This window comes from Streptomyces sp. NPDC057694, from assembly GCF_042799415.1.
In the GTDB taxonomy this organism is placed as follows: domain Bacteria; phylum Actinomycetota; class Actinomycetes; order Streptomycetales; family Streptomycetaceae; genus Streptomyces.
This window is the reverse complement of sequence record NZ_JBHVIX010000015.1, coordinates 136049-160373: the sequence shown is the minus strand read 5'-3', so window position 1 is coordinate 160373 and position 24325 is coordinate 136049. Positions and strand designations below refer to the sequence as shown.

At 70.5% G+C, this 24325-nt stretch carries 24 protein-coding genes; 9 read left to right on the top strand and 15 right to left on the bottom strand.

Features of this window, described 5'->3' with window-relative positions:
• Positions 1–21 precede the first annotated feature (21 nt).
• The 6 genes from folE to dacB all read right to left on the bottom strand — a co-directional run bounded on the left by folE (position 22) and on the right by dacB (position 7560).
• On the bottom strand, positions 22–627 hold the full coding sequence (folE, locus tag ACFVDP_RS28535) for a GTP cyclohydrolase I FolE (RefSeq protein WP_383495553.1): 606 nt from the start codon (positions 625–627) through the stop codon (positions 22–24).
• 120 nt (positions 628–747) lie between these two features.
• Positions 748–2763: an ATP-dependent zinc metalloprotease FtsH gene (gene ftsH / locus ACFVDP_RS28530; RefSeq protein WP_383495550.1), complete on the bottom strand. Its 2016-nt coding sequence runs from the start codon at positions 2761–2763 to the stop codon at positions 748–750.
• Between the two features lie 221 nt (positions 2764–2984).
• A complete protein-coding gene (hpt, locus tag ACFVDP_RS28525; RefSeq protein WP_111662750.1) occupies positions 2985–3545 on the bottom strand; it encodes a hypoxanthine phosphoribosyltransferase in 561 nt (186 codons plus the stop codon).
• A 44-nt stretch (positions 3546–3589) separates the two neighbouring features.
• On the bottom strand, positions 3590–4636 hold the full coding sequence (tilS, locus tag ACFVDP_RS28520; protein WP_383495547.1) for a tRNA lysidine(34) synthetase TilS: 1047 nt from the start codon (positions 4634–4636) through the stop codon (positions 3590–3592).
• 209 nt (positions 4637–4845) lie between these two features.
• A complete protein-coding gene (locus ACFVDP_RS28515; protein WP_383495544.1) occupies positions 4846–5994 on the bottom strand; it encodes a zinc-dependent metalloprotease in 1149 nt (382 codons plus the stop codon).
• Between the two features lie 99 nt (positions 5995–6093).
• The gene (dacB, locus tag ACFVDP_RS28510; protein WP_383495541.1) at positions 6094–7560 is read right to left on the bottom strand and encodes a D-alanyl-D-alanine carboxypeptidase/D-alanyl-D-alanine-endopeptidase; all 1467 of its coding nucleotides are present in this window, start codon (positions 7558–7560) and stop codon (positions 6094–6096) included.
• Between the two features lie 86 nt (positions 7561–7646).
• Between dacB and ACFVDP_RS28505 the strand changes: the two genes are divergently transcribed.
• Together ACFVDP_RS28505 and ACFVDP_RS28500 are read left to right on the top strand one after the other, a co-directional pair.
• Complete coding sequence (locus ACFVDP_RS28505; protein ID WP_207822615.1) at positions 7647–8138, top strand: inorganic diphosphatase; 492 nt, start codon at positions 7647–7649, stop codon at positions 8136–8138.
• A gap of 209 nt (positions 8139–8347) precedes the next feature.
• Complete coding sequence (locus ACFVDP_RS28500) at positions 8348–10027, top strand: threonine/serine exporter ThrE family protein (RefSeq protein WP_383495536.1); 1680 nt, start codon at positions 8348–8350, stop codon at positions 10025–10027.
• A 335-nt stretch (positions 10028–10362) separates the two neighbouring features.
• On the opposite strand, the gene ACFVDP_RS28495 is transcribed toward ACFVDP_RS28500, so the two are convergent.
• A complete protein-coding gene (locus ACFVDP_RS28495) occupies positions 10363–11055 on the bottom strand; it encodes a DedA family protein (RefSeq protein WP_383495533.1) in 693 nt (230 codons plus the stop codon).
• A 132-nt stretch (positions 11056–11187) separates the two neighbouring features.
• Here ACFVDP_RS28495 and ACFVDP_RS28490 point away from each other — a divergent pair, with 132 nt between their 5' ends.
• Positions 11188–11556, top strand: a complete 369-nt coding sequence (locus ACFVDP_RS28490) for a YbjQ family protein (RefSeq protein WP_383495530.1) — start codon at positions 11188–11190, stop codon at positions 11554–11556.
• Here ACFVDP_RS28490 and ACFVDP_RS28485 read toward each other — a convergent pair.
• A complete protein-coding gene (locus ACFVDP_RS28485) occupies positions 11540–12307 on the bottom strand; it encodes a MerR family transcriptional regulator (protein WP_383495526.1) in 768 nt (255 codons plus the stop codon). The genes ACFVDP_RS28490 and ACFVDP_RS28485 overlap by 17 nt on opposite strands.
• Before the next feature lie 220 nt (positions 12308–12527).
• On the opposite strand from ACFVDP_RS28485, the gene ACFVDP_RS28480 reads away from it, so the two are divergent.
• Both ACFVDP_RS28480 and ACFVDP_RS28475 read left to right on the top strand, forming a co-directional pair.
• Entirely contained in the window at positions 12528–13778 is a 1251-nt protein-coding gene (locus tag ACFVDP_RS28480; protein ID WP_383495523.1) for an ion channel protein, read from the top strand.
• A 40-nt stretch (positions 13779–13818) separates the two neighbouring features.
• Complete coding sequence (locus tag ACFVDP_RS28475; protein WP_383495520.1) at positions 13819–15237, top strand: glutamate decarboxylase; 1419 nt, start codon at positions 13819–13821, stop codon at positions 15235–15237.
• A 30-nt stretch (positions 15238–15267) separates the two neighbouring features.
• Here ACFVDP_RS28475 and ACFVDP_RS28470 read toward each other — a convergent pair whose 3' ends face one another.
• Together ACFVDP_RS28470 and ACFVDP_RS28465 are read right to left on the bottom strand one after the other, a co-directional pair.
• Positions 15268–15912, bottom strand: coding sequence for a PadR family transcriptional regulator (locus ACFVDP_RS28470; protein ID WP_383495517.1), 645 nt, complete (start codon positions 15910–15912; stop codon positions 15268–15270).
• Positions 15913–15948: 36 nt separating this feature from the next.
• Positions 15949–16479 carry a DinB family protein gene (locus ACFVDP_RS28465; protein ID WP_383495514.1) on the bottom strand — a complete coding sequence of 177 codons (531 nt, stop codon included), beginning with the start codon at positions 16477–16479 and terminating at the stop codon, positions 15949–15951.
• 357 nt (positions 16480–16836) lie between these two features.
• Here ACFVDP_RS28465 and ACFVDP_RS28460 point away from each other — a divergent pair, with 357 nt between their 5' ends.
• On the top strand, positions 16837–17079 hold the full coding sequence (locus ACFVDP_RS28460; protein WP_383495512.1) for a DUF397 domain-containing protein: 243 nt from the start codon (positions 16837–16839) through the stop codon (positions 17077–17079).
• 104 nt (positions 17080–17183) lie between these two features.
• On the opposite strand, the gene ACFVDP_RS28455 is transcribed toward ACFVDP_RS28460, so the two are convergent.
• Positions 17184–17684, bottom strand: coding sequence for an ATP-binding protein (locus ACFVDP_RS28455; protein ID WP_383495510.1), 501 nt, complete (start codon positions 17682–17684; stop codon positions 17184–17186).
• A 259-nt stretch (positions 17685–17943) separates the two neighbouring features.
• On the opposite strand from ACFVDP_RS28455, the gene ACFVDP_RS28450 reads away from it, so the two are divergent.
• Both ACFVDP_RS28450 and ACFVDP_RS28445 read left to right on the top strand, forming a co-directional pair.
• Entirely contained in the window at positions 17944–18813 is an 870-nt protein-coding gene (locus ACFVDP_RS28450; RefSeq protein WP_383495507.1) for a helix-turn-helix domain-containing protein, read from the top strand.
• 109 nt (positions 18814–18922) lie between these two features.
• Complete coding sequence (locus ACFVDP_RS28445) at positions 18923–20389, top strand: aldehyde dehydrogenase family protein (protein ID WP_383495504.1); 1467 nt, start codon at positions 18923–18925, stop codon at positions 20387–20389.
• 51 nt (positions 20390–20440) lie between these two features.
• Here the strand turns inward: ACFVDP_RS28445 and ACFVDP_RS28440 are convergent, their stop codons facing one another.
• The gene (locus ACFVDP_RS28440) at positions 20441–20710 is read right to left on the bottom strand and encodes a type B 50S ribosomal protein L31 (RefSeq protein ID WP_111662764.1); all 270 of its coding nucleotides are present in this window, start codon (positions 20708–20710) and stop codon (positions 20441–20443) included.
• 2 nt (positions 20711–20712) lie between these two features.
• Entirely contained in the window at positions 20713–20877 is a 165-nt protein-coding gene (gene rpmG, locus ACFVDP_RS28435; RefSeq protein ID WP_111662765.1) for a 50S ribosomal protein L33, read from the bottom strand.
• 115 nt (positions 20878–20992) lie between these two features.
• On the opposite strand from rpmG, the gene ACFVDP_RS28430 reads away from it, so the two are divergent.
• On the top strand, positions 20993–21517 hold the full coding sequence (locus ACFVDP_RS28430; RefSeq protein WP_383495500.1) for a hypothetical protein: 525 nt from the start codon (positions 20993–20995) through the stop codon (positions 21515–21517).
• Between the two features lie 19 nt (positions 21518–21536).
• On the opposite strand, the gene ACFVDP_RS28425 is transcribed toward ACFVDP_RS28430, so the two are convergent.
• Both ACFVDP_RS28425 and ACFVDP_RS28420 read right to left on the bottom strand, forming a co-directional pair.
• Positions 21537–23813, bottom strand: coding sequence for an FUSC family protein (locus tag ACFVDP_RS28425; RefSeq protein ID WP_383495497.1), 2277 nt, complete (start codon positions 23811–23813; stop codon positions 21537–21539).
• 119 nt (positions 23814–23932) lie between these two features.
• Positions 23933–24295, bottom strand: a complete 363-nt coding sequence (locus tag ACFVDP_RS28420) for a helix-turn-helix domain-containing protein (RefSeq protein WP_383495494.1) — start codon at positions 24293–24295, stop codon at positions 23933–23935.
• Positions 24296–24325: the final 30 nt, after the last annotated feature.

The window sequence follows — 24325 nt, the reverse complement described above, 5'->3', positions numbered from 1 at the left end:
GGCCCCTTAGCGGGCCCGTGATCACCGGCCGATGATCAGGCTCATCGCCTCGTTCCGCGTGGCCGGGTCGCGGAGCTGTCCCCGCACCGCGGACGTGATGGTCTTGGCTCCCGGCTTGCGCACCCCGCGCATCGTCATGCACATGTGCTCGCACTCGACGACCACGATGACGCCGCGCGGCTCCAGGATCTCCATGAGGGAGTCCGCGATCTGCGTCGTCAGACGCTCCTGGACCTGGGGGCGGCGGGCGAAGACGTCGACGAGGCGGGCCAGCTTCGACAGACCGGTGATCTTGCCGTCGGTGGACGGGATGTAGCCGACGTGGGCGACGCCGACGAAGGGCACGAGGTGATGCTCGCAGGAGCTCTGCACCTCGATGTCCTTCACCAGGACCATCTCGTCGTGCCCCAGGTCGAACGTCGTCGTCAGCACGTCCTCCGGCTTCTGCCACAGGCCGGCGAATATCTCCTTGTACGCGCGAGCCACCCGCGCCGGAGTCTCGCGCAGGCCCTCGCGGTCCGGGTCCTCACCGACCGCGATGAGCAGTTCGCGTACGGCGTTCTCGGCCCGCTTCTCGTCGAAATCGCCGATCGGGCCTTCGCCGTCAAGCGTCACCGGGTCGGTCATCTGGTGCCTCTTCCTCTTACGGACATCAGGCGCTGCCCCCTGACAGACAAAAGGCCGCGTCCCCCACACCGTAAAGCGTGGGGGACGCGGTCTGCATTCCGGGCCCTGTGCGGGCTGCCGTCAGCTCTCGGGGCGGTCGTCCTTCACCGTGTCCACCGGGGTGGTGGCTTCGATGGCGGTCGCCGATCCGTTCGCCCCGTTCGTCAGTGACAGCTCCTTGGGGGAGAGCACCGGCGGGCGGGTCGAGGGGGTGCGGCGGGAGGAGCCGGTCCACGCGGGGCGGGCCGGACGCTTCACGATCGGAGTGAAGATCTCGGCGATCTGCTCCTTGTTCAGCGTTTCCTTCTCCAGCAGCGCGAGGACCAGGTTGTCGAGAACGTCGCGGTTCTCGACGAGGATCTCCCAGGCCTCGTTGTGCGCCGTCTCGATGAGCTTCTTGACCTCTTCGTCGACGAGCGCGGCGACCTCTTCCGAGTAGTCGCGCTGGTGACCCATCTCGCGGCCCAGGAAGGGCTCGGAGTTGTCACCGCCGAACTTGATCGCGCCGAGCCGCTCGGTCATGCCGTACTGCGTGACCATCGCGCGGGCCGTACCGGTGGCCTTCTCGATGTCGTTCGCGGCGCCGGTGGTCGGGTCGTGGAAGACCAGTTCCTCGGCCGCCCGGCCGCCCAGCATGTAGGCGAGCTGGTCGAGCATCTCGTTGCGCGTGGTCGAGTACTTGTCCTCGTCCGGGAGCACCATCGTGTACCCGAGCGCACGGCCGCGGGACAGGATCGTGATCTTGTGGACCGGGTCGGAGTTCGGAGACGCCGCCGCGACCAGGGCGTGTCCGCCCTCGTGGTACGCGGTGATCTTCTTCTCCTTGTCCGACATGATCCGGGTCCGCTTCTGCGGGCCCGCGACCACACGGTCGATCGCCTCGTCCAGGCTGTGGTTGTCGATCAGCTTCTTGTCGCTGCGCGCCGTGAGGAGCGCCGCTTCGTTCAGCACGTTCGACAGGTCCGCGCCGGTGAAGCCGGGGGTGCGGCGGGCGACGGCCGAGAGGTCGACGTCCGGAGCGACCGGCTTGCCCTTCTGGTGGACCTTGAGGATCTCCAGACGGCCCTGCATGTCCGGGCGGTCGACCGCGATCTGGCGGTCGAAGCGGCCGGGACGCAGCAGCGCCGGGTCGAGGATGTCCGGCCGGTTCGTGGCGGCGATCAGAATGACGCCGCCCTTCACGTCGAAGCCGTCCATCTCGACGAGGAGCTGGTTGAGCGTCTGCTCGCGCTCGTCGTGACCGCCGCCGAGGCCGGCGCCGCGGTGGCGGCCGACCGCGTCGATCTCGTCGACGAAGACGATCGCCGGAGCGTTCGCCTTGGCCTGCTCGAAGAGGTCACGGACTCGGGAGGCACCGACACCGACGAACATCTCGACGAAGTCGGAACCGGAGATCGAGTAGAACGGCACCCCGGCCTCGCCGGCGACGGCGCGCGCGAGAAGCGTCTTGCCGGTACCGGGCGGGCCGTACAGCAGTACGCCCTTGGGGATCTTGGCGCCGACCGCCTGGAACTTCGCCGGCTCCTGGAGGAACTCCTTGATCTCGTGGAGTTCCTCGACCGCCTCGTCCGAGCCCGCCACATCGGCGAACGTCGTCTTCGGGGTGTCCTTGGTGATGAGCTTGGCCTTGGACTTCCCGAACTGCATGACCCGGGAGCCGCCGCCCTGCATCTGATTCATCAGGAACAGGAAGACGACGACGATGAGGACGAAGGGCAGCAGCGACAGCAGGATGCTGACGAACGCGTTCTGCTTCGTCGGGGAGACGGTGTAACCGTCGGGAATCTGCTTGTCCTCGAACTTGGACTGCAGAGCCTTGGCCACGTCGACGCCCTGGTCGCCGATGTAGCTCGCCTGGATCTTGGTGGAGCCGTCGACCTTCTCGCCGCTCTTCAGCTCCACCTTGATGGTGTTCTCGTCACCGGTGGTGATCTTGGCCTGTTGGACCTGGTTCTTGTCGATGGCCTGAATGACCTGGCCGGTGTCCACCGTCTTGTAGCCGCCGGACGAGCCGACGACCTGCATCAACACGACCACGGCAAGGACGGCCAGCACGATCCACATGACCGGCCCACGGAAGTATCGCTTCACGTCCATCCATACGGAGCGGTGTCGCCCCGTCCCTCCTGCCATAGTGAGTTTGATAAGGCTGTTTGAAGCTGTTGAGTTCTTGAACCCGCTTGAAGCTGTTTGAAGAACTGTTCTTCGGACGGTACCCCAGCATTGTCACCCGAAGTCGCAGGGGACGTCCGACAATCTCCTCTTCGCATGCTCCAACGGCGGGACGCCCGTGAGGGTTCCCGCCGCCTGACGTGACCTCAGCCGCCGTAGACGTGCGGGGCCAGCGTGCCGACGAACGGCAGGTTCCGGTACTTCTCCGCGTAGTCGAGGCCGTACCCGACCACGAACTCGTTCGGGATGTCGAAGCCGACCCACTTCACGTCGATGTCGACCTTGGCCGCCTCCGGCTTGCGCAGCAGCGTGCACACCTCGAGGGAGGCGGGCTCGCGGGTGCCGAGGTTGGTCAGCAGCCAGGACAGCGTCAGACCGGAGTCGATGATGTCCTCGACGATCAGGACGTGCTTGTCCTTGATGTCGGTGTCGAGGTCCTTGAGGATCCGCACGACACCGGAGGACTGGGTGCCGGAGCCGTACGAGGACACCGCCATCCAGTCCATCGTGACGGGGGTGGACAGGGCGCGAGCCAGGTCCGCCATGACCATCACGGCGCCCTTGAGGACTCCGACGATGAGCAGGTCCTTGCCCGCGTATTCGGCATCGACCTTGGCTGCCAGCTCGGCCAGCTTCGCGTCGATCTCTTCCTTGGTGATGAGCACCGACTTGAGGTCGGTGCCCATGTCTTTCGCGTCCACCCGCATCACTTTCGGTCGTCCCACCGGCCGCCGCGACGTGAGCCGCTCAGTCAGCCTTGCCGGATGACCAGTCTGCCACCCTGCCGCTGGGCGACGACTTTGCCCGGGAGATTGATCCCCCCTTGACCCCGCCATCCGGTGATCAGGCGGTCCACCTCTTCGATGTGCCGGGCGAACAGCGCACCGGCCGGGGCACCGGCCTCGATGGCGGCGCGGCGCAGGATGCGGCGGCGTACGGCGGGCGGCAGCGCGTAGAGCTTGGCGCACTCGAGGAGTCCGGCCGCGTCGCAGACGGATTCGGCGGCCTGCGCGGCCCAGGCGTCCAGCGCGTCGGCGTCGTCGCGGGACAACTGGGCCGTACGGGCGAGCGCCTCGACGACGCCCTTGCCGAGCGCCTTCTCCAGGGCGGGCAGTCCTTCGTGCCGCAGCCTCGACCTCGTATAGGCGGGGTCGGTGTTGTGCGGGTCGTCCCACACCGGCAGGTGCTGGACGAGACAGGCCTTGCGAGCGGTCTGGCGGTCCAGGTGGAGGAAGGGCCGCCGGTAGCGTCCGGGGGCTCCCGGTCCCCCGGAGACGGCCGCCATGCCGGACAGGGAGCGGATGCCGGAGCCGCGGGCGAGGCCGAGCAGCACGGTCTCGGCCTGGTCGTCACGGGTGTGGCCGAGCAGGACCGCGCTCGCGCCGAGGCGCTCGGCGGCGGCGTCGAGGGCGGCGTAGCGGGCGTCGCGGGCGGCTGCTTCCGGTCCGCCGGCCCGGCCGACCGACACGGCGACGGACTCGGCCGGGGCCAGTCCGAGGGCGGTCAGGCGCAGGACGACGTCCTCGGCGCGGGTGTCGGAACCGGTCTGCAGGCCGTGGTCGACGGTGATGCCGCCGGCGCGGATGCCGAGTTTGGGGGCCTCGAAGGCGAGGGCGGAGGCGAGGGCCATGGAGTCGGCGCCGCCGGAGCAGGCGACGAGGACCAGGGGCCGCTCGGGGGATGCGGGGAGCGTGGGGGATGTGGGGGGCGTGGGGGTTGCGGGCTGTGCGTTGAGGATGTCGTGGAGGACGCGGCGGACCGCCAGGCGTATCGCCGCGACCGCAGGATGGGGACCCATGTCCGGTTCCCTTCATTCCGTTGTCTAGGGGGGTGGGCGCCAACTCGTGAGCCGTTCACAACGGCTCAGTCGCTCAACGGTGACTCGGTGATTTCGGTCACGCAGAGTGTGTCGATGGTGACAGAGCCGAGCCATTCCCTGAGCATTGCACGCCTACCCACGGGCCACGGTCCCTCGGATGGGTGATCCTGAGCAATTTTGGGCGTGCCTTACGACGCGTCGTGGGCGCCGTCTGTCTTGTTGTGCACCCGCGCGACCCAGTCCGCCGGTTTGGCGATCTCCGCCTTGGTGGGGAGGGTGTTCGGTGACGTCCAGATGCGGTTGAAGCCATCCATGCCGACCTGGTCGACGACGGCTCGTACGAATCGCTCGCCGTCGCGGTACTGGCGCAGCTTGGCGTCGAGGCCGAGGAGCTTGCGCAGGGCCATGTCGAGCCGCGAGGCGCCCTTCTGGCGGCGCTGCTGGAACTTCTCGCGGATCTCGGCCACGGACGGCACGACGTCCGGTCCGACCCCGTCCATCACGTAGTCCGCGTGGCCTTCGAGCAGGGACATCACCGCGGTGAGGCGGGCGAGGACCTCGCGCTGGGCGGGCGACTGGACCAGCTCGACCAGCGAGCGGCCGCCGTCGTCCTCCTCGCCCTCGGGGCGTCCTCCGGCGAGCGACTGCGCCGCTTCCCTGATGCGCTCCAGGAACGTCGACGGGTCGACCTCGGTCTCGTCGAGGAACGACTGGATTTCGCCCTCCAGGTGGTCGCGCAGCCAGGGCACGGCCGTGAACTGGGTGCGGTGGGTCTCCTCGTGCAGGCAGACCCAGAGCCTGAAGTCGTGCGGGTCGACCTCGAGTTCGCGCTCGACGTGCACGATGTTCGGCGCCACGAGGAGCAGCCTGCCGCCGCCGTTCGGCGCGGCCGGGAGGTCGCCGGTGGCGGGGGCGAAGGTCTCGTACTGGCCGAGAACGCGGGAGGACAGGAACGACAGCAGCATGCCGAGCTCGACGCCCGTGACCTTGCCGCCGACCGCGCCGAGGACGGCGCCGCCGGGGCCCGGGCCGCGGCGCTCCTGCATCTTGTCGAGCAGTGGCTTGAGGAGTTCGCGGAAGCCCGCGACGTTGGCCTTCACCCAGCCCGGGCGGTCCACCACGAGGACAGGGGTGTCGTGCATGTCGTCGGACGCCATGCGCGTGTACGCGCGCACGTGCTCCTCGGAGGCCTTGGCGTGCCGGCGCAGCTCGGAGACGACCGCGCGTGCCTCGTCACGGCTCACCTCTGGGCCGGGCCGTACGAGTCGGGTCGCCGTCGCCACCGCGAGGTTCCAGTCGACCATTCCTGCCGAAGCCGCACTGCCGAAGCTCGTCATGCCGTCAACGGTACGTGACCCTTCGGGTACAGGGAGGGGGTTGAACCCTGACTGAACCCTGACACCCGGCCCCCGGGTGTCACCCGGTGCCGGCCGGGGTCAGCGGCAGCCGCAGTTCGCGACGGAGGAGGCGAGCCGGTCCAGGACGGCCTGGGCGGACTGGGGGCCCGGGGCGCCCTCGGTCATGAACGCGAAGAGCAGCAGTCGGCCGTCGGCGTCGACGACCGTGCCGGCCAGGGTGTTCACGCCGGTGAGGGTGCCGGTCTTGGCGCGGACCAGGCCGGTTCCCGAGGCGTCGGCCTCGTCCGCGTAGCGGTGGGCGAGGGTGCCGGTGAAGCCGGCCACGGGCAGGCCGGTGAGCAGGGAGCGCAGTTCGGGGCGGGCGGGGTCGGCGGCCTCGGCGAGCAGGCCGGTGAGCAGGGCGGTGGAGGCCTTGTCGGTGCGGTCCAGGCCGCTGCCGTCGGAGAAGTGGGCGCCGGACAGCGGCAGCCCGAGCTTCTTCAGCTGCTTCTTGATGGCCCGGCCCGCGCCGTCGAAGTCGTGGCTCTCGTCGGCGGCGATCGCGGTCTGCCGGGCGAGGGCCTCGGCGATGTCGTTGTCGCTGTTCGTCAGCATGCGCTCGACGAGGGCGGACAGCGGCGGCGACTCGACCTTGGCGACGTCCTCGGCCTGCCCGGACGCCTTGCTGGGGCCCGGGGCGCCCTTGGTCCTGATACCGCGGTCGTGCAGCAGGTCCGCGAACTTCCCGGCGGCCGACGCGGCGGGGTCGGCGGCGCGCGGGGCGGGGCCGCTGTTGGAGTCGTCGGTACGGGCCTCGTCGGTCATCAGGGCGGAGACCTGGGCGAGGTTCTCGTTCACGCCGAGGGGGTGCAGGGACGGCCCCGAGTACAGCGAGGTGTCGTACGAGAGCGTGACCTCGGTGGCGCCGCGGGCCTTGAGGGAGGCGGCCGTCCGGTCGGCGAGGGTGCGCAGCTCGGCGGCGTCGTAAGGATTCTTCTCGCGGGCCGTCAGGGTCGGGTCGCCGCCGCCGATCAGCACCAGTTCCTTGCCGTCCTGGTCCAGGGCGGTGCGGGTGGCGATGCGGTGGTCGGGGCCCGCGGCCGTCAGGGCCGCCACCGCCGTGGCCAGCTTCGTCGTGGAGGCGGGGGTGAGGGCGTCGCCCGCCGACTTCCCGTAGAGCCGCTCCCCGGTGGCGGCGTCGACGACGGCGGCCGCACGGCGCGAGCCCAGGGCGGAGTCCTTGAACAGCGGGTCCAGTACGTCGGCCAGGGCGTGCTTCGTCGGGCCGGGCACCGACGCCCCGGGCGCGGCGAGGACCGCCGGTGCGCTGGGGGCGGCGGCCGACGCCCCCGCGGACGTACGGCCGTGATCTGCACCACCCCGGCTGCCCGGGGAGGCCGCCCGGTCCGCCTCGGCCGTACGCTGACCGGAGGAGTCCCAGGGGCCGGTAGCCACCGCCACCAGGGCGGCGAAGGCCACGCCCACCGCCGTCGCTCCCACCGTGAACTGCTTGGTCTTGGTCTTCGCAACGCCCGTCACGAGCTGCGAAGCCTTCAGCTCCGGCACCGCGGACCAGCCCCTTTCGCGATCACACACCTGCGTAGGGGACACTTAACCACCAGACGTTTGTGTTGATCATTGAGGAGCCACCGGTGGAGTTCGACGTTCTGATCGAGATCCCGAAGGGATCGCGGAACAAGTACGAGGTCGACCACGAGACCGGTCGCATCCGTCTCGACCGTCGTCTGTTCACGTCGACGGCCTACCCGACGGACTACGGCTACGTCGAGAACACCCTCGGCGAGGACGGCGACCCGCTGGACGCGCTGGTCATCCTGGACGAGCCGACGTTCCCGGGCTGCCTCATCAAGTGCCGCGCCATCGGCATGTTCCGCATGACGGACGAGGCCGGCGGCGACGACAAGCTGCTGTGCGTCCCGGCGACGGACCCGCGGATGGAGCACCTGCGCGACATCCACCACGTCTCCGAGTTCGACCGCCTGGAGATCCAGCACTTCTTCGAGGTCTACAAGGACCTGGAGCCCGGCAAGTCCGTCGAGGGCGCCGACTGGGTGGGCCGCACCGAGGCCGAGGCCGAGATCGAGCGTTCGTACAAGCGCGCTCAGGACAACGGCGGCCACTGAGCCGAGGGCGTAGCGTTCCTGCGCTGTCCGCCGGACGGGCCGTACGACATATGTCGTGCGGCCCGTCCGCATTTCTGTGCGCATACTGAGGCGTGCGGGAGGTAGACGCGTAGCGAGAGGCAGCCGCGTGGACGGTGGCGACCGCGGTCGCCGCCTTCTGCCGCAGGCACAGGAAGCCGCAATCACAAGAAGGGCGAGAAGGGCACGAGGTGACGGACCGGGAGACCGAGGCCCCCGAGGACCGCAAGCCGCAGTCCGACGAGGCACGCAGCGCGTTCACACAACCCATCGGGATCGTGGCGCAGGCGCCGGTGGCGGAGGAGGAGTCCTCCTCGACGACCTCGGAGTTCGCGCTCCCCGACGGGTACAGCGTGCCGCCCGCCGAGCCCGTGGAGCACGAGGGTTCGGCGTTCACGCCGCCGCGGACCTACAGCGCCCGGCAGTCGCCGCCCGCCTTCACTCCGCCGCACGGCATTCCGGTGGTCCGGCTGACCAAAGAGGCGCCCTGGCAGGACCGGATGCGCACGATGCTGCGGCTGCCGGTCGCCGAGCGGCCCGCGCCGCCGGAGAAGGCGCAGAAGGAGGACGACGCCGGGCCCGCCGTGCCGCGCGTGCTCGACCTGACGCTGCGTATCGGGGAGCTGCTGCTCGCCGGGGGTGAGGGCGCCGAGGACGTGGAGGCGGCGATGTTCGCCGTGTGCCGGTCCTACGGGCTCGACCGGTGCGAGCCGACGGTGACGTTCACGCTGCTGTCGATCACGTTCCAGCCGTCGCTGGTGGACGATCCGGTGACGGCGTCGCGCACCGTGCGCCGCCGGGGCACCGACTACAACCGGCTCGCTGCCGTGTACCGGCTGGTCGACGACATCAGCGACGAGCACGAAGAGGCCGCCTCGATCTCCCTGGAGGACGCCTACCGGCGGCTCGCCGAGATCCGCAGGAACCGGCACCCCTACCCCGGCTGGGCGCTCACCGCCGCGAGCGGGCTGCTCGCCGGGTCCGCCTCGATCCTCGTCGGCGGTGACCTCATCGTGTTCGTCGCCGCGGCGATCGGCGCGATGCTGGGCGACCGGCTCGCGTGGCTGTGCGCGGGGCGTGGATTTCCGGAGTTCTACCAGTTCACGGTGGCCGCGATGCCGCCCGCCGCGATCGGCATCCTGCTGACCCTGGCGCACAACTACGTGGATGTGCGCGCGTCCGCGGTGATCACCGGTGGGCTGTTCGCGCTGCTGCCCGGGCGGGCGCTGGTGGCCGGCGTCCAGGACGGTCTCACCGGGTTCTACATCACGGCCGCGGCCCGCCTGTTGGAGGTCATGTACTTCTTCGTGGGCATCGTCATCGGCGTGCTGATCATGCTGTACGTGGGGGTGCAGCTGCACGCGCAGCTCAACCCGGAGGGCCTGCTGTCGGGGCCCCAGCGGCCGTACTGGCAGATCGCCGCGTCGATGGCGCTGTCGCTGGCCTTCGCCGTGCTGTTGCAGCAGGAGCGGTCGACGGTGATCGCCGTGACGCTCAACGGCGGGGTCGCCTGGGTGGTGTACGGCGCCATGCACAACGCGGGTGATATCTCGCCGGTGGCGTCCACCGCTGCCGCGGCGGGGCTCGTCGGGCTGTTCGGGCAGCTCTTCTCGCGGTATCAGTTCGCTTCGGCGCTGCCGTACGTGACGGCCGCGATCGGGCCGCTGCTGCCGGGTTCCTCGACGTACTTCGGGCTGTTGTTCATTGCGCAGGGCAATGTGGACAAGGGGCTGGTGTCGCTGTCGAAGGCTGCCGCGCTTGCCATGGCTATCGCGATCGGGGTGAACCTGGGTGGTGAGATCTCCCGGCTGTTCATCAGGTCGCCCGGCGCCGGCGGGCGGCGTGCCGCCAAGCGGACCCGGGGGTTCTAGTCGCCGGGGTTGTCGGTGGGCTGACGGCCGGTGGACTTTTCGCGCAGTTCCCCGCGCCCCTTGTCGGGTTGTCGTTCACCTGCGGGCCGGTGGCCGCTTCTCGCGCCGTTCCCCGCGCCCCTGAAGGGTTGACCGTCAGCTGACGGCCGGTGGCCGCTTCTCGCGCAGTTCCCCGCGCCCCTGAGGCTGCGCTTCGCGCGCCTCTCCTGGGGGACGGGGCGCGCCTCTGATGAGATGGCGCACGAAGTGCGCATCTCAGGGGCGCGGGGAACTGCGCGACCAGCCACGACGCAAGCCGCACCCGACCACGCCCAGCGCCCAGCGCCCAGCGCGGCCTACCGCTTCGCGTGCCGCCCGCGCTGGACAGCGGCCCCGGCGTTCTCGTCGCCCGGCGCCGACGCGGTCTTCTTCGCCTTGCTGCGGGCGCGCAGGAACTCGATGGCGATCGGGACCACCGAGACGAGGACGATCAGGATCAGGATCGCCTCGATGTTCTCGTGGACGAACGCGATGTTGCCGAGCCAGGAGCCGAGCAGGGTGACACCGGCGCCCCAGAGCACACCGCCGATCACGTTGAACGTGATGAACGAGCGGTACCGCATCCCGGAGACACCCGCGATGATCGGCGTGAACGTGCGGACGATCGGCACGAAGCGGGCCAGGACCAGGGACTTCGGGCCGTACTTCTCGAAGAACTCGTGCGCCTTCGTCACGTTCTCCTGCTTGAAGATCTTGGAGTCCGGGCGCCTGAACAGCGACGGACCGACCTTCTTGCCGAAGATGTAACCGGCCTGGTCACCGAGGATCGCGGCGAGGCAGATCAGCGCGATGGCCGCCCACAGCGGGAAGTCGAGGGTGCCCGCCGTGATCAGCAGACCGCAGGTGAACAGCAGCGAGTCGCCCGGCAGGAAGAAACCGATCAGCAGGCCGGACTCGGCGAACACGATCAGGAGCAGACCCCAGATGCCGAACGTGTTCAGCAGATGGTCCGGGTCCAGCCAGCTGGGTCCGAGAGCAAGTGTCAGCACGGGTCCGGACTCCTGGAGGGATAGACAGACAACAGCAACGGCAAGGCAAAGTTATCAACGCCGGGTCAGCTTGCCAGGTTCCAGTGGCCCTCCCAGGATGCGCTGTGCCGCAACTGTGGCAAACCTGTCGGTATGGGAATCGAAGACTTCGGTGGCGGCCAGAATCCGCAGGCGGATGTGCTCGTCGTCACAACCAATGACGTCCCCGGCCGCCGGATCGAGCGGGTCATCGGTGAGGTCTTCGGCCTGACCGTCCGCTCCCGCCATCTCGGGAGCCAGCTCGGCGCGGGTCTGAAGTCGATGATCGGCGGCGAGCTGAAGGGCCTGACGAAGACCCTCGTCGAGACGCGGAACCAGGCCATGGAGCGGCTGGTCGAGCAGGCGCGGGCGCGGGGCGCCAACGCCGTGCTCATGTTCCGCTTCGACGTGACGGAGGCGATGGACGGGGCCGCGGAGGTCTGCGCCTACGGGACGGCCGCCGTCATCACGCCGGAGGCGTAGCGCGCCCGGCGTTCGCGTGGATCGCGTCGCGCAGGTGCTCGGCGACTCCCTCGCCCATGGAGTCGTAGAACGCCTTGAAGCGCTCGTCGGCGACGTACATGTCGCCGAGGCAGACGTGCATCGCGTACGGGCAGTCGTAGAACCAGCGTGAGATGTGCCGCCGGTGCTCCTCGGCGAGGTCCATGGCGCGCTCGCCCCCGGCCTCCTCGCCGGCGGCGACCAGGGCGGCGTAGCGCGCGCTCCAGTCGTCGACCTCGGCCTGGAGCCGCCGCCAGTCCTCCTTGCCGTAGGAGGCGGTGCGGCGCTGCGACTCGGCGTACTCCTCGGTGCCGCCCCAGCGCTCCTCGGCCTCCTCGCGGTACTGCTCGGGGTCCTTGTCCCCGAAGACCTCGAACCGTTCCTCGGGCGTGAGCCGGATTCCCATCTTCTGTGCCTCCATGGCGTGTTCGACGGCCTCGGCCATCTTCCGCAGCTTCTCGATCCGTGCGACGAGCAGGTCGTGCTGGCGGCGCAGGTGCTCCCGGGGGTCGGTCCCCGGGTCGTCGAGCAGGGCGTGGACCTCGTCGAGCGGGAAGCCGAGTTCCCGGTAGAAGAGGATCCGCTGGAGCCGGTCCAGGTCGCCTTCGCCGTAGCGGCGGTGGCCCGCCGCGCTGCGCTCGCGCGGGACGAGCAGTCCGATCTCGTCGTAGTGGTGCAGGGTGCGCACCGTGACGCCGGCGAATCCGGCCACCTGGCCCACCGACCAGCTCATGCGCCGCCCCCTCTCCTGCGTGCCTGCGGTGCCGTACGGGGATCAGCCTGACCCCTCACGTCACGTGAGGTGCAAGTCGCCCGGTCCCGCATGCGGCGAAATCCTTCCGGGTGTTATGGAGGGAATGTCCGCTTAGGGTGACGGCGTGAGCACTCCCGCCGAAGCCGATGCCGCGACGCCGCCGGATCCACCGGTGTCCCCTCCCCCGGCTCCTCCCGCCGTGTCCGCTCGCACCCTGCTGCCGATGGTCGCGCCCGCGCTCGTCATCGGCGTCCTGTGCAGCCTGCTGTTCCTGGCTCTGAGCTGGATCGCCGAGCGCTTGCAGGACGTGCTGTGGGGCGATCTGCCGGACGCGCTGGGCGTCGGCGGCGACTCGTCCCTGTGGATCATCGTCATGCTCACCCTGACGGGCGTGCTCGTGGGGCTGGTGATCTGGAAGGCTCCCGGGCACGCGGGCCCCGACCCGGCGACGATGGGCCTCGGTGGCGAGGAGCCGCTGAAGCCGTACGTCCTGCCCGGGCTCGCGCTGGCCGCCGCCCTGATGCTGGCCGGCGGCCCCAGCCTCGGCCCCGAGAACCCGATCATCGCGGTGAACGTGGGCCTGATGTTCTGGCTGGGCCGCAAGCTGCTGCCCGCGTCGCCCGGCGCCCTGTGGCCGAACCTGGCCTCGGCGGCGACCCTCGGCGCCCTGTTCGGCACGCCGGTCGCCGCCGCCCTGCTGGTCTCCGAGGCGCTCGCCGGGCGGCCGATGCCGATCAAGGGCTCGCTGTGGGACAACCTCTTCGGGCCGCTGCTCGCCGCCAGCGCGGGCGCCCTGACCACCACGCTCGTCGCCTCGCCCTCCTTCGACCTGGGGCTCCCCCCGTTCGCCGGACCCGGCTGGGCCGACCTGGTGTCCGCGGTCGTGGTCGCGTGCGCGGCCGCCGCGCTCACGATGGCCGCCGTGTACGCCTTCCCGTACGTGCACGGCGCCTTCGGGCGGCTCGGCCACCCGATGCTGATGCTGCCCCTGGGTGGCCTGGTGCTCGGGCTGCTCGGCGCGCTCGGCGGCCCGCTGACCCTGTTCAAGGGGCTCGAGGAGGTCAAGGAGATCGCCGCGGACCCGGGCGGCCGCTCGGCCGGCTCCTTCGCCCTGCTGGCCGTGGTGAAGCTGGCGGCGCTGCTGATCGCGGCCTCCTGCGGGTTCCGGGGCGGACGGATCTTCCCGGCGGTCTTCGTCGGCGCCGCGTTCGGCCTGTTCGCCCACGCGCTGGTCCCCGGGGTGAACGCCTCGGTCGGGATCGCGGCGGGCGTCCTGGGCGTCCTGCTCGCCGTCACCAGATCGGGCTGGGTCAGCCTCTTCACGGCGGCGGTGCTCGTCGCCTCGCCCGCGATCATCGCGCTCATGTGCATCGCGTCTTTGCCCGCTTGGCTCCTGGTGACGGGACGGCCGCAGATGCAACTGTCGGAGGAAGGCGCCTCGTTGCGCTGAACCCCATCCCATTCCTGGAGCGGACAAAGGAGTTACGGACATGTCGCCGCTGCATCAGAGTCCTTCGGAGAAGCCCGGTGAGCGCACGCTCGCCGTCAACCCCTTCTACGGCGAGGCCAATCCGACCGCCGGCATGACGGACGCACCGCCCAAGCACCGGCTGCCGGACAGCCCCCTCGCGCCCATGACCGCGTACCAGCTCGTCCACGACGAGCTGATGCTGGACGGCAACTCCCGGCTCAACCTGGCCACCTTCGTCACCACGTGGATGGAGCCGCAGGCCGGTGTCCTCATGGGCGAGTGCCGGGACAAGAACATGATCGACAAGGACGAGTACCCGCGGACGGCCGAGCTGGAGCGGCGCTGCGTCGCCATGCTCGCCGACCTGTGGAACGCGCCCGACCCCTCGGCCACCGTGGGCTGTTCCACCACCGGCTCCAGCGAGGCGTGCATGCTCGCCGGGATGGCCCTCAAGCGGCGCTGGATGCACAAGAACGCCGACCGCTATCCGTCGCGCGAGGCCCGGCCCAACCTCGTCATGGGCGTGAACGTGCAGGTCTGCTGGGAGAAGTTCTGCACCTTCTGGGAGGTGGAGGCGCGGCAGGTGCCGATGGAGGGCGACCGGTTCCATCTCGACCCGGCGGCCGCAGCCGAACTCTGCGACGAGAACACCATCGGTGTCGTCGGCATCCTCGGCTCGACCTTCGACGGGTCGTACGAGCCGATCGCCGACCTGTGCGCGGCCCTCGACGCCCTCCAGGAGCGGACGGGACTCGACATCCCCGTCCATGTGGACGGCGCGTCGGGCGCGATGGTGGCGCCGTTCCTCGACCCGGACCTGGTCTGGGACTTCCGGCTGCCGCGGGTCGCGTCCGTCAACACCTCGGGCCACAAGTACGGCCTGGTGTACCCGGGGGTCGGCTGGGTGCTGTGGCGCACGGCGGACGCGCTGCCCGAGGAACTGGTCTTCCGCGTGAACTACCTGGGCGGCGACATGCCGACGTTCGCCCTGAACTTCTCGCGCCCCGGCGCCCAGGTGGTCGCCCAGTACTACACGTTCCTGCGGCTGGGCCGGGAGGGCTACCGGGCGGTGCAGCAGGCGACCCGCGACGTGGCCCGCGGCCTCGCCGAACGGATCGAGACCCTCGGCGACTTCCAGCTGATCACCCGGGGCGACGAGCTGCCGGTGTTCGCGTTCACGACGGCCCCCGACGTGAAGGCGTACGACGTCTTCGACGTGTCGCGGCGGCTGCGCGAGCGGGGCTGGCTGGTCCCGGCGTACACCTTCCCGGCGCACCGGCAGGACCTGGCGGTGCTGCGGGTGGTGTGCCGCAACGGCTTCTCGTCGGACCTCGGGGAGCTGTTCGTGCAGGATCTGAACCAGCTGCTGCCCGAACTGCGCTGCCAGCCGCACCCGTTCACCCGTGACCGGGACTCGGCCACCGGCTTCCACCACTGACCGCTGACCGCCACAAGCCGCGGCCGGTCGCTAGAGCCGGTCGCCGGGGTGCCGCTCGCCCGTCGCGTACGGGTTCACCGCGCCGTCCTTCAGCACCCCGACGAACGGCTCACCGGCCTCGCCCGCGAACACGTACGCGCCGCCCTCGATCCGCCCGATGAGCCCCTCGGTCCACTCCGTGCCGAAGTCGGCCGAGTGGACCCAGTAGTTCATGATCTCGCCGATGTGACCGAGCCGCTCCGGCCCCTCCTCGGGCGTGTAGTACCCGGTGACGGTGGACCGCCAGGCGCCGATGGAGCGCAGCCGCTCCTTGAGGAGGGCCACCACCTCGGCGCGCGGCAGGTCCACCATGCCGCCGAGCGCGGCCACGAGGAGCTCCGGCTTCTGGTCGTACGAGACCAGGGCCGCGCGCAGCAGCCGCAGATACTCCTCGTCGCCGCGCCCCGTGATCTCGTACTCGGTGCGCGGCGGGCCGCCGGCCGTGGACGGGGCGGTCTCGTGCGCGAGGAGCAGTCCTTGCTTCGCCATCTGTTTCAGCGCGTGGTAGACCGAGCCGGGCTTGGCGTTCGACCACTCGTGGGCACCCCAGTACTCCAGGTCGCTGCGGACCTGGTAGCCGTGCGCACGGCCGTGCTGGCGTACAGCGTTGAGCACCAGGAGGCGGATGGCTGACATGCGCCCCAGCGTAGGACGTCACCGGGGCGCGGGACGTCACTCGAAGGACAGGGCCACCAGCTCGAAGGCGGTCTTCCCGTCCAGGCACTCGCGGACGATGTCGGCGTGACCGGCGTGCCGGGCGGTCTCCCGGATCAGGTGCAGGGCGAGCCAGCGCAGCGAGACCTCCTGGCCGTCGGGGAACCAGGGCTCGTCGGGCAGCGGGAAGGTGTCGTCGAGGCTGGGGGCCGCGCGGAAGAACTTCTCGGTGTCGGCGGCCACCTCGTCCCAGTACGCCAGCACCGACCGCACCGATTCGCCGTCGAGGAGGCGGAATCCGTCGGCGTACTCCTCGCGGCTGCGCTCGGCGTGCGTGCGCCGGGCGAGGTCGATCCAGCCCTTCTCGACCTGGGCCACGTGCTTGGCGAGGCCCACCAGGGACAGGTCACTGGCGGTCGGCTTCGACGACGCCTGCTCGTCGGTGAGGCCCAGCAGGGCCCGCCGGATGCCGCCGCGCTGCTCCTCGATGAAGCCGAGGAGCGCCCCGCGCTCGTCGCCGCGGGCCTCGGGGTTCACGTGCATGACCATCGGATCGCCTTTCGTCGTGCCCTGCTCTTGCTCGGTACTGACGAAGGTAGAGGGCGTTGCGGTCAGGTTCTGTCCGCGATGGCGGGAGTGGTCACACGTGTTTCGCGCCGGGAACACTCATGGCGGCACAGGACGTTCGCATGGCGGGCAGGTGTCGGGGCAGACGGTGGCAGAGCTGTAACCAGGGGAACACCCCGCGTGCACGTGCATCTGCCCATGCAGCTGCAAATGAACGCAGCTATGATCCTGGACAGGTCGGGGCAGTTCACCGCTGCTCGGACGCCAGTTCACAGCCGTCACGGCACCGGGCGGACCAGTTCACATATGCGTCACTTACAGCACCACCGGGAGCGAACCGTGGACCACGTGTACAACGGCATGGCGGCCACGGAGTTGCACGGAGTGGTCTGGCAGAAGAGCAGGCACAGCAACTCCCAGGGATCCTGCGTGGAGTTCGCGAAACTGCCCGGTGGCCGGGTGGCCGTGCGCAACTCCAACTTCCCCGAGGGGCCCGCCCTCGTCTACACGCCGGCGGAGATAGCGGCGATGCTGCTCGGCGTGAAGGACGGGGAGTTCGACCATCTGACCGCCGGCGCCTGACGGTCCGCGCGGGCCGCTGCGCGCCACGGTCGGCGCCCGGCTGACGCGCGTAGACAATCGGCCCAACGACCCCTACCCGTCCGTACGTTGGGACGGGTCCGCCTTCAGAGCCTGAACAGTGCCCAGACGACCTTGCCGCTCAGTGTCCCGGCCAGCGGGTGCCAGCCCCAGCTGTCGCTGAAGGAACCGACGAGGAACAGCCCGCGGCCCGACTCCGCCGCGCAGTCGTCCAGGACGTGCTCGCTGTCCCCGGCCACCGGACTTTCGTTGCTCGGGTCGCGCACCGCGCACACCACCCGCGAGGTCCACCTCATCAAGTGCAGCCGCACCGGCGGATCCTGGGCGTGCGGGGTGTCGGCGGGCAGCGCGTGCCGCAGGGCATTGGTGACCAGCTCCGAGACGACCAGGCAGACGTCCTCGAAGCGCTCGGCGACGTCCCAGTCGGCAAGAGTGCGCCGGGTGAACTCCCGCGCGCTGCGCACCGATTCGTAGCGGGCCGGCAGCGCACAGGACGCGGCACTGGAGACGGCCGAGGGATCGATGGGGGGAAGACCCTGCCGTAACACGTCGACAGACTCGAGCATGGTCGATCCGTTCGTCCCCATGCGAGGCACTCCCCAGTTTCGCAGTACGTAGCGAGCGGTGGTGACGGCCATCGTTCCGAATGCGTACACCGGATGCAAGGGCAGATGCACGTGCACGCGCCAGACTTGGACGTTCCCGTACCGCTTCTTGCTCATTTCTCCCTACGACTTCTTGCGCAGCCCTTTCGTGATCTTTCCATTTCTGTAACCAAGCGAGTACGCGGTGGAGCGTTTAAGTGGCAGACTTCGCCCCCTGAACCGATGGGGAGGATGAAGAGACGTGACCGCTGGGGAGTCGAGTGGCTCGGTGGTGCGGCGCATTCTGCTGGGCTCGCAACTGAGGCGCCTGAGGGAATCGCGCGGCATCACGAGGGAGGCCGCCGGCTACTCGATCCGCGCCTCCGAATCGAAGATCAGCCGCTTGGAGTTGGGACGGGTGAGCTTCAAGGCGAGGGACGTCGAGGACCTGCTGACGCTGTACGGCGTGACCGACGGGACGGAGCGCGAGGCACTGCTCTCGCTCGTCAAGGAGGCCAACGTCGCGGGCTGGTGGCACAGTTACTCGGATGTGCTGCCGGGCTGGTTCCAGACATATGTCGGCCTGGAGGGCGCCGCGTCACTGATTCGCGGCTACGAGGCGCAGTTCGTGCACGGCCTGCTGCAGACCGAGGCGTACGCGCACGCGGTGGTGGCCCAGGGCATGCGCGGCGCGCCCGCCGAGGACATCGACCGGCGGGTGTCACTGCGCCTGGCACGGCAGAAAATACTGTTCGCCGAGCGGGCACCGGACGTCAGCTTCGTGCTCGACGAGGCCGCGCTGCGCCGGGTGCACGGCGGGCCCGAGGTGATGCGCGGCCAGCTGGAGCATCTGATCGAGGCGACCGAACTGCCCCATGTCACGCTCCAGATCATGCCGTTCAGCCACGGCTGGCACGCCGGCGAGTCGGGCACCTTCACCCTCCTCACCTTCCCCGAGTCCGACCTCTCGGACGTCGTCTTCCTCGAACAGCTCACCAGCGCGCTGTACCTGGACAAGCGCGAGGACGTCGCCCAGTACGAGAAGGCGATGGTGGATCTGCAGAGACAGTGCCCGCCCCCGGAGGAGAGCGCTCGGCTGCTGCGCCGCATTCTGGCCGAGCTGCCCGACTGAATTCGTCTTTCTCCAACAGCAGTTGACTGAACTCTTGCCGCAACTGACAGACGCCGGTCGTACCATGACGGGATCTCAGGTGTCCGGCGCTGCAGCAAGGGAACTCACCATGGCCCTCCCGTCCTACTTCACCGAGCTGGACCGGCAGTACATCGACGGCACGTGGCGCACCGGGCGCGGGGCCTGGGACATCATCGACCTCAACCCGTACACCGGCGACAAGCTCGCCGCGATCACCGTCGCCTCCGTGGAGGAGGTCGACGAGGCGTACCGGGCCGCCGAGCGGGCGCAGAAGGAGTGGGCGAAGACCACCGCGCACGCGCGCCGGGCGGTCTTCGAGCGGGCGCTGCACCTGGTCGAGGAGCGCGAGCCTGAGATAGCCGAGGCGATCATCGACGAGCTCGGCGGCACCCGCGTGAAGGCCGGGTTCGAGCTGCATCTCGCCAAGGAGTTCCTGCGCGAGTCGATCCGGCTGACGGGTGTGCCGCAGGGCGAGGTGATCCCGTCACCGGTGGAGGGCAAGGAGAACCGGGTCTACCGGGTGCCGGTCGGGGTCGTCGGCGTCATCTCGCCGTTCAACTTCCCCTTCCTGCTCTCCCTCAAGTCGGTCGCCCCGGCCCTGGCGCTGGGCAACGGCGTGGTGCTCAAGCCGCACCAGGACACCCCGGTCTGCGGCGGCTCCCTCATCGCGAAGATCTTCGAGGACGCGGGGCTGCCGGCCGGGCTGCTCAACGTGGTCATCACCGACATCGCCGAGATAGGCGACGCGCTGCTCACCCACCCCGTGCCGAAGGTGATCTCCTTCACCGGCTCCGACCAGATCGGGCAGCACGTGGCGACGGTGTGCGCCACGCAGTTCAAGTACGTGGTCCTGGAGCTGGGCGGGAACAGCGCGCTGACCGTCCTCGACGACGCCGACGTCGACTACGCGGTCGACGCGGCCGTCTTCAGCCGCTTCGTCCACCAGGGCCAGGTCTGCATGGCCGCGAACCGGATCCTCGTGGACCGCAAGGTCGAGGAGGAGTTCACCGCCAAGTTCGTCGCCAAGGTGAAGACCCTGAAGTCGGGCGACCCGCGCGACCCGGAGACCGTGATCGGCCCGGTCATCAGCTCCAACCAGGCGGACGCGCTCTGCGGCGTCGTGGAGCAGGCGCTCGCCGAGGGCGCGACGGCGCTCGTCCGGGGCGGTGTCGACGGCAATGTCGTCGAGCCGGTGGTGCTGACCGGGCTGCCCGCCGACTCCCCCGTGCTGCGGCAGGAGATCTTCGGGCCGGTGGCGCTGCTGATCCCGTTCGACGGGGACGCGGAGGCGGTACGGATCGCCAACGACACCCCGTACGGGCTGAGCGGGGCCGTGCACACGGCCGATGTCGAGCGGGGTGTGGCGTTCGCCCAGCAGATCGACACGGGCATGATCCACGTCAACGACGGGACCGTGCACGACGAGCCGCTGGTGGCCTTCGGCGGCGAGAAGCGCTCGGGCATCGGGCGGCTCAACGGCAGCGCGACGGTCGAGGCCTTCACCACCCAGAAGTGGATCTCGGTGCAGCACGGCAGGTCCCGCTTCCCCTTCTAGGGCCTGTGGGGGGCCCGTCTCAGGGGATGTGCGGGACCTGCCGCTCGCTGCTCACCTGCCGGACTTCGGGGCGCCGGACGTCTTCGCGTACCGGCGCTCGAAGCGCTCGACGCGGCCGGCGGTGTCCAGCACGCGCTGGTTACCGGTGTAGAAGGGGTGGCTGACGTCGGAGATCTCGACGTCGACGACGGGGTACGTGTGCCCGTCCGCCCACTCGACCGTCTTCTCGCTCGTCATGGTCGAGCGGGTCAGGAAGGCGTGGTTCGCGGCGCGGTCGCGGAAGACGACCGGGCCGTAGGCGGGGTGGATCGCGGTGTTCATGGTCAGCGCTCCTCTCGGAAGTCGACGTGCCGGCCCGCGACGGGGTCGTACTTGCGCAGGGTCATGCGGTCGGGGTCGTTGCGCCGGTTCTTGCGGGTGACGTAGGTGAAGCCCGTGCCCTCCGTGGACCTGAGCTTGATCACTGGACGGAGTTCGTTGCGTGCCATGCCGCGATGATAACGAAAATGACTCCCATTTTCAATAGGCACTTTCGCGGGTCCATGACCCCTGGTAACTTGCTGGCTCGACCTGGCGACAACAGCAGTGACACTGGGGGACTTCGTGCACAGCAGGAACCGGAGCGGGAACCGGAGCAGGAACGTTCGGATCGTCGCGGGCGCCGCGGCCGTCGTGGCGGCGCTGGCCGTGAGCGGCTGCAGCAGCGACGACGACGGGGCGGACAAGGGAGCGGCGGCGTCCTCGTCGGCGGCGGCGCCGGACGCGGGCTCGTCCGACTCCGGGTCCGGCTCCGACTCCGGATCCGGGTCCTCGAAGGACGCCGTCGGCATCTGGAGCGCGACCACCGACGGCAAGGCCGTGGTGCTCGTGATCGGCGGCAGTCAGGCGTCGCTGAGCACGGGGGACGGGCATCTGTGCACCGGCACCGTGACCGGCGAGAAGGCGCTGAACCTCAAGTGCGCGGACGGGAACACCGACCGCACCACGGGCGCGATCGAGTCCAACGACGGCTCGACGATGAAGGTCTCCTGGGACGCCGGGGCGCAGGACACCTTCAAGAAGTCGGCGAACGGCAAGCTGCCCACAGAGCTGCCGACCGGGCTGCCGAGCGGCCTGCCGACGGGCTGAGAAGCCGAGGGCCGAGGGCTCAACGGGCCGCGTTCTCCTGGGAGGTACCGGGAGGGCGCGGCCCGTCCGTGTTTCCGGTGGTTCCGGTGGTTCCGGTGGTTCCGGTGGCGCCGGCTTTCCCGGTGGACTCCGGCTCGGGCTTCACCGACATGGGCGGCTCCTCGGTGTCCAGGGCCTCGGTCAGCTCGTCCAGGGCTTCCAGGAGCAGGCCCGCGCCCCGGCGCACGACCCGGTCGGGGACGCCGTCGCCGTCCCAGGCGTCGAGGGCGGCGCGGACCGGTTTCCAGCGCGGGAGGCGGCGTTCCTTGATGGCGCGGGCGCCGTCGCGGGTCGCGGTGCGCAGCGCCTCGGCCAGGTCCTCGGCGGCGGGCACCGGGGTGGCGTCGCGCTCCGGGAGATGGGCCTCCATCAGCATCGCGACGCGGCCCAGGCGGTGCAGGGCGTGCGCCGCGTCGTCGGCGGCCGCGCGGGACAGACCGCGGTGGCGTACGGGTTCGGTCCTGGCCCGGTCCGCGGCCTGGTCCCAGGCGATGTGTGCGTCCCGGGCGGCCAGCAGGGCGGCGCGGACGTCGGGGCAGGACTTGCCCGCCGGGTGCGCGTAGTGGTCGACGACCGTGGCCGCGTACTCGCCGACCGCGACCAGCCGCTCGGCGAGCCGGGTGCGCAGCCTCGGCGTCTCCCAGGCCGGGTACAGGGCGTAGGAGAGCATCGCGAGGACACCGCCGGCCAGGGTGAGCACGACGCGTTCGGGCACCGTCTGGTCCCAGGTCTGGCCGCCCATGCCGAGCAGGAAGACGACATACGCGGAGACGCAGGCCTGCGCCGCGAGCTGCCCGGTGCGCATCAGTAGGTACATGAGGGCCGCGCACACGACGGCGAGCGCGGCGGAGGTCCAGGTGCCCGGGTGGGCGAGCTGGACGACGGCCGTCGCCACGGTCACGCCGACGAGGGTGCCGCCGAAGCGGGCGACCGCGCGCGAGTACGTCTGGGAGAAGTCGGGGCGCATCACCATGACGGCCGCCATCGGGGCCCAGTAGCCGTGGCCGAGCGGGAGCAGGTCGCCGATCACGTAGCCGACGACCGCCACGGCGCTCACGCGGGTGGCGTGGCGCAGGATCGGCGAGCCGGGGCGGGCCTCCTTCCTGATGGCCCGTACGGCGGTGGGCACCAGCTTCACGAGGGTGGGGCGGGGCAGGGCCGGCGGCGGTTCCGCGACGGGTCCCGGACCGGCCGCGCCCCGCACGCCGAGGTGCCCGGGCAGCCGCGCCGGGAGCCGCTGCCACAGGGGTTCCGCCGGGCTGCCCGGCGGGTCGACCTCGCCCGCCGTCTCCAGTACGTCCCTCAGGAGCGAGCCGAGCCGGGTGGCCGCGCGGTGCGGCGGTCCGGCCAGGATGGCGCCGGTGTCCGGGGTGCGCAGGGCCGCCACGGCCGGGGCCGGGATGCGGACCGGGGCGCCGGTGCGGATGGCGCGGGCCGCGGCGTCCAGGATCGATCCGGCGGCACCGAGGAGTTCGCGGACCCGGTCGCGTTCGACGCCCTCCTCGGGGACGCCGACCGCCGGGTCGGCCAGGGACGCGAGGACCGGGCGGATGCGTTCGGCCAGGCCCCGGGCGCCGTGCAGCTGGGCGGGGCGGGTGCGGGCCTGGCGCGGGGTGAGCGCGGCGGCGCTGCGCGCGAGCATCAGCGGCTGCGGGTCGAACGGGGCGAGCGGGTCGTGGCGCAGTCGGCGCGCGTAGTCGGCCTCGGCGGCGAGCGCGTCGGCGAGGGCGTCGCGGTGCGCTCCCCAGCGGCGTACGGGAAAGAGGATCACCAGGGTCGCCTGCACGAGGCCGCCGAAGACCATCATCGCGGCGTGCCCGGCGGCCTCGGCGATCGAGGTCGGCAGGGTGATGGTGACCAGCATCATCGCCACGTTGGAGGAGGCGATGATGCCGATCGTCGGACCCGCCGCCCAGCCCAGGCCCGCCAGGAACGTCCACAGGGCGAGCAGCGGCACGAACAGGAACAGGTGGGAGCCGGTGAGATAGCCGAGGAACGTGGAGATGCCGAGGCTGGTGCCGGAGGCGATGGCCAGCTCAGGGCGGGGCCGCCAGCTGCGCTGGAACGTGGCGATCGCGGCCTGGAACGCGCCGAACGCCGAGCCCGCCGCCACCGCGGGCCCGAACGCCGCCAGGCTGATGGCGACGACGATCGCGAGCCCCGCGGCGCCGCGCAGGGCGACCAGGGGTTCCAGTCGTTTCCGCTCGACGGTCAGCCCCGAGCGGGTGGTGTCCTTCAGCGCCCGGAACCAGCTCACATCGCCACAATACGGGCAATCGGCGACAGGGAGCCGATCGGCCCGGCCCGGCTCCGTCAGGGGCGGCCGTCGCGTCAGTCGCGCCCGTCGCGTCAGTCGCGTTCGTCGCGTTCGTCGCGTCAGTCGCGTTCGTCGCGGAGCACGAGGGCGAGCAGTCCGGGGAAGCGCTCGTCGAACTCCTCGCGGCGCAGCCGGTTCAGCCGGCGGGCGCCCGCGTCCTTCTGTTCCAGCAGGCCCGCCTCGCGCAGCACGGCGAAGTGGCGGCTCAGCGTGGCCTTGGTGACCGGCACGTCGAAGGTGCCGCAGGTCCGCTGCCAGGGGCCCGACGCGGCCAGTTCCCGTACGAGCGTGCGGCGGACCGGGTCCGCCAGAGCGAGCAGAGCCGCTTCGAGGGTGACGTCCCGGGGGTGGGCGTGGACGGGCGCCGCGCGGTGGCTCGTCGTACCGGTGCTGGTGCTCGTCGCGTCCTCGGTGGCCGTCATGGCGTGCGCTCCCTGCCTTCCGGGGATCCT

Bases quoted from the DNA above. Each gene is read 5' to 3' on its own strand.
- folE (WP_383495553.1), bottom strand. From the start codon at position 627: ATGACCGACCCGGTGACGCTTGACGGCGAAGGCCCGATCGGCGATTTC.
- ftsH (WP_383495550.1), bottom strand. From the start codon at position 2,763: ATGGACGTGAAGCGATACTTCCGTGGGCCGGTCATGTGGATCGTGCTG.
- hpt (WP_111662750.1), bottom strand. From the start codon at position 3,545: ATGCGGGTGGACGCGAAAGACATGGGCACCGACCTCAAGTCGGTGCTC.
- tilS (WP_383495547.1), bottom strand. From the start codon at position 4,636: ATGGGTCCCCATCCTGCGGTCGCGGCGATACGCCTGGCGGTCCGCCGC.
- ACFVDP_RS28515 (WP_383495544.1), bottom strand. From the start codon at position 5,994: ATGACGAGCTTCGGCAGTGCGGCTTCGGCAGGAATGGTCGACTGGAAC.
- ACFVDP_RS28490 (WP_383495530.1), top strand. From the start codon at position 11,188: ATGGGAATCGAAGACTTCGGTGGCGGCCAGAATCCGCAGGCGGATGTG.
- ACFVDP_RS28485 (WP_383495526.1), bottom strand. From the start codon at position 12,307: ATGAGCTGGTCGGTGGGCCAGGTGGCCGGATTCGCCGGCGTCACGGTG.
- ACFVDP_RS28475 (WP_383495520.1), top strand. From the start codon at position 13,819: ATGTCGCCGCTGCATCAGAGTCCTTCGGAGAAGCCCGGTGAGCGCACG.
- ACFVDP_RS28470 (WP_383495517.1), bottom strand. From the start codon at position 15,912: ATGTCAGCCATCCGCCTCCTGGTGCTCAACGCTGTACGCCAGCACGGC.
- ACFVDP_RS28465 (WP_383495514.1), bottom strand. From the start codon at position 16,479: ATGGTCATGCACGTGAACCCCGAGGCCCGCGGCGACGAGCGCGGGGCG.
- ACFVDP_RS28455 (WP_383495510.1), bottom strand. From the start codon at position 17,684: ATGGGGACGAACGGATCGACCATGCTCGAGTCTGTCGACGTGTTACGG.
- ACFVDP_RS28445 (WP_383495504.1), top strand. From the start codon at position 18,923: ATGGCCCTCCCGTCCTACTTCACCGAGCTGGACCGGCAGTACATCGAC.
- ACFVDP_RS28440 (WP_111662764.1), bottom strand. From the start codon at position 20,710: ATGAACACCGCGATCCACCCCGCCTACGGCCCGGTCGTCTTCCGCGAC.
- rpmG (WP_111662765.1), bottom strand. From the start codon at position 20,877: ATGGCACGCAACGAACTCCGTCCAGTGATCAAGCTCAGGTCCACGGAG.
- ACFVDP_RS28420 (WP_383495494.1), bottom strand. From the start codon at position 24,295: ATGACGGCCACCGAGGACGCGACGAGCACCAGCACCGGTACGACGAGC.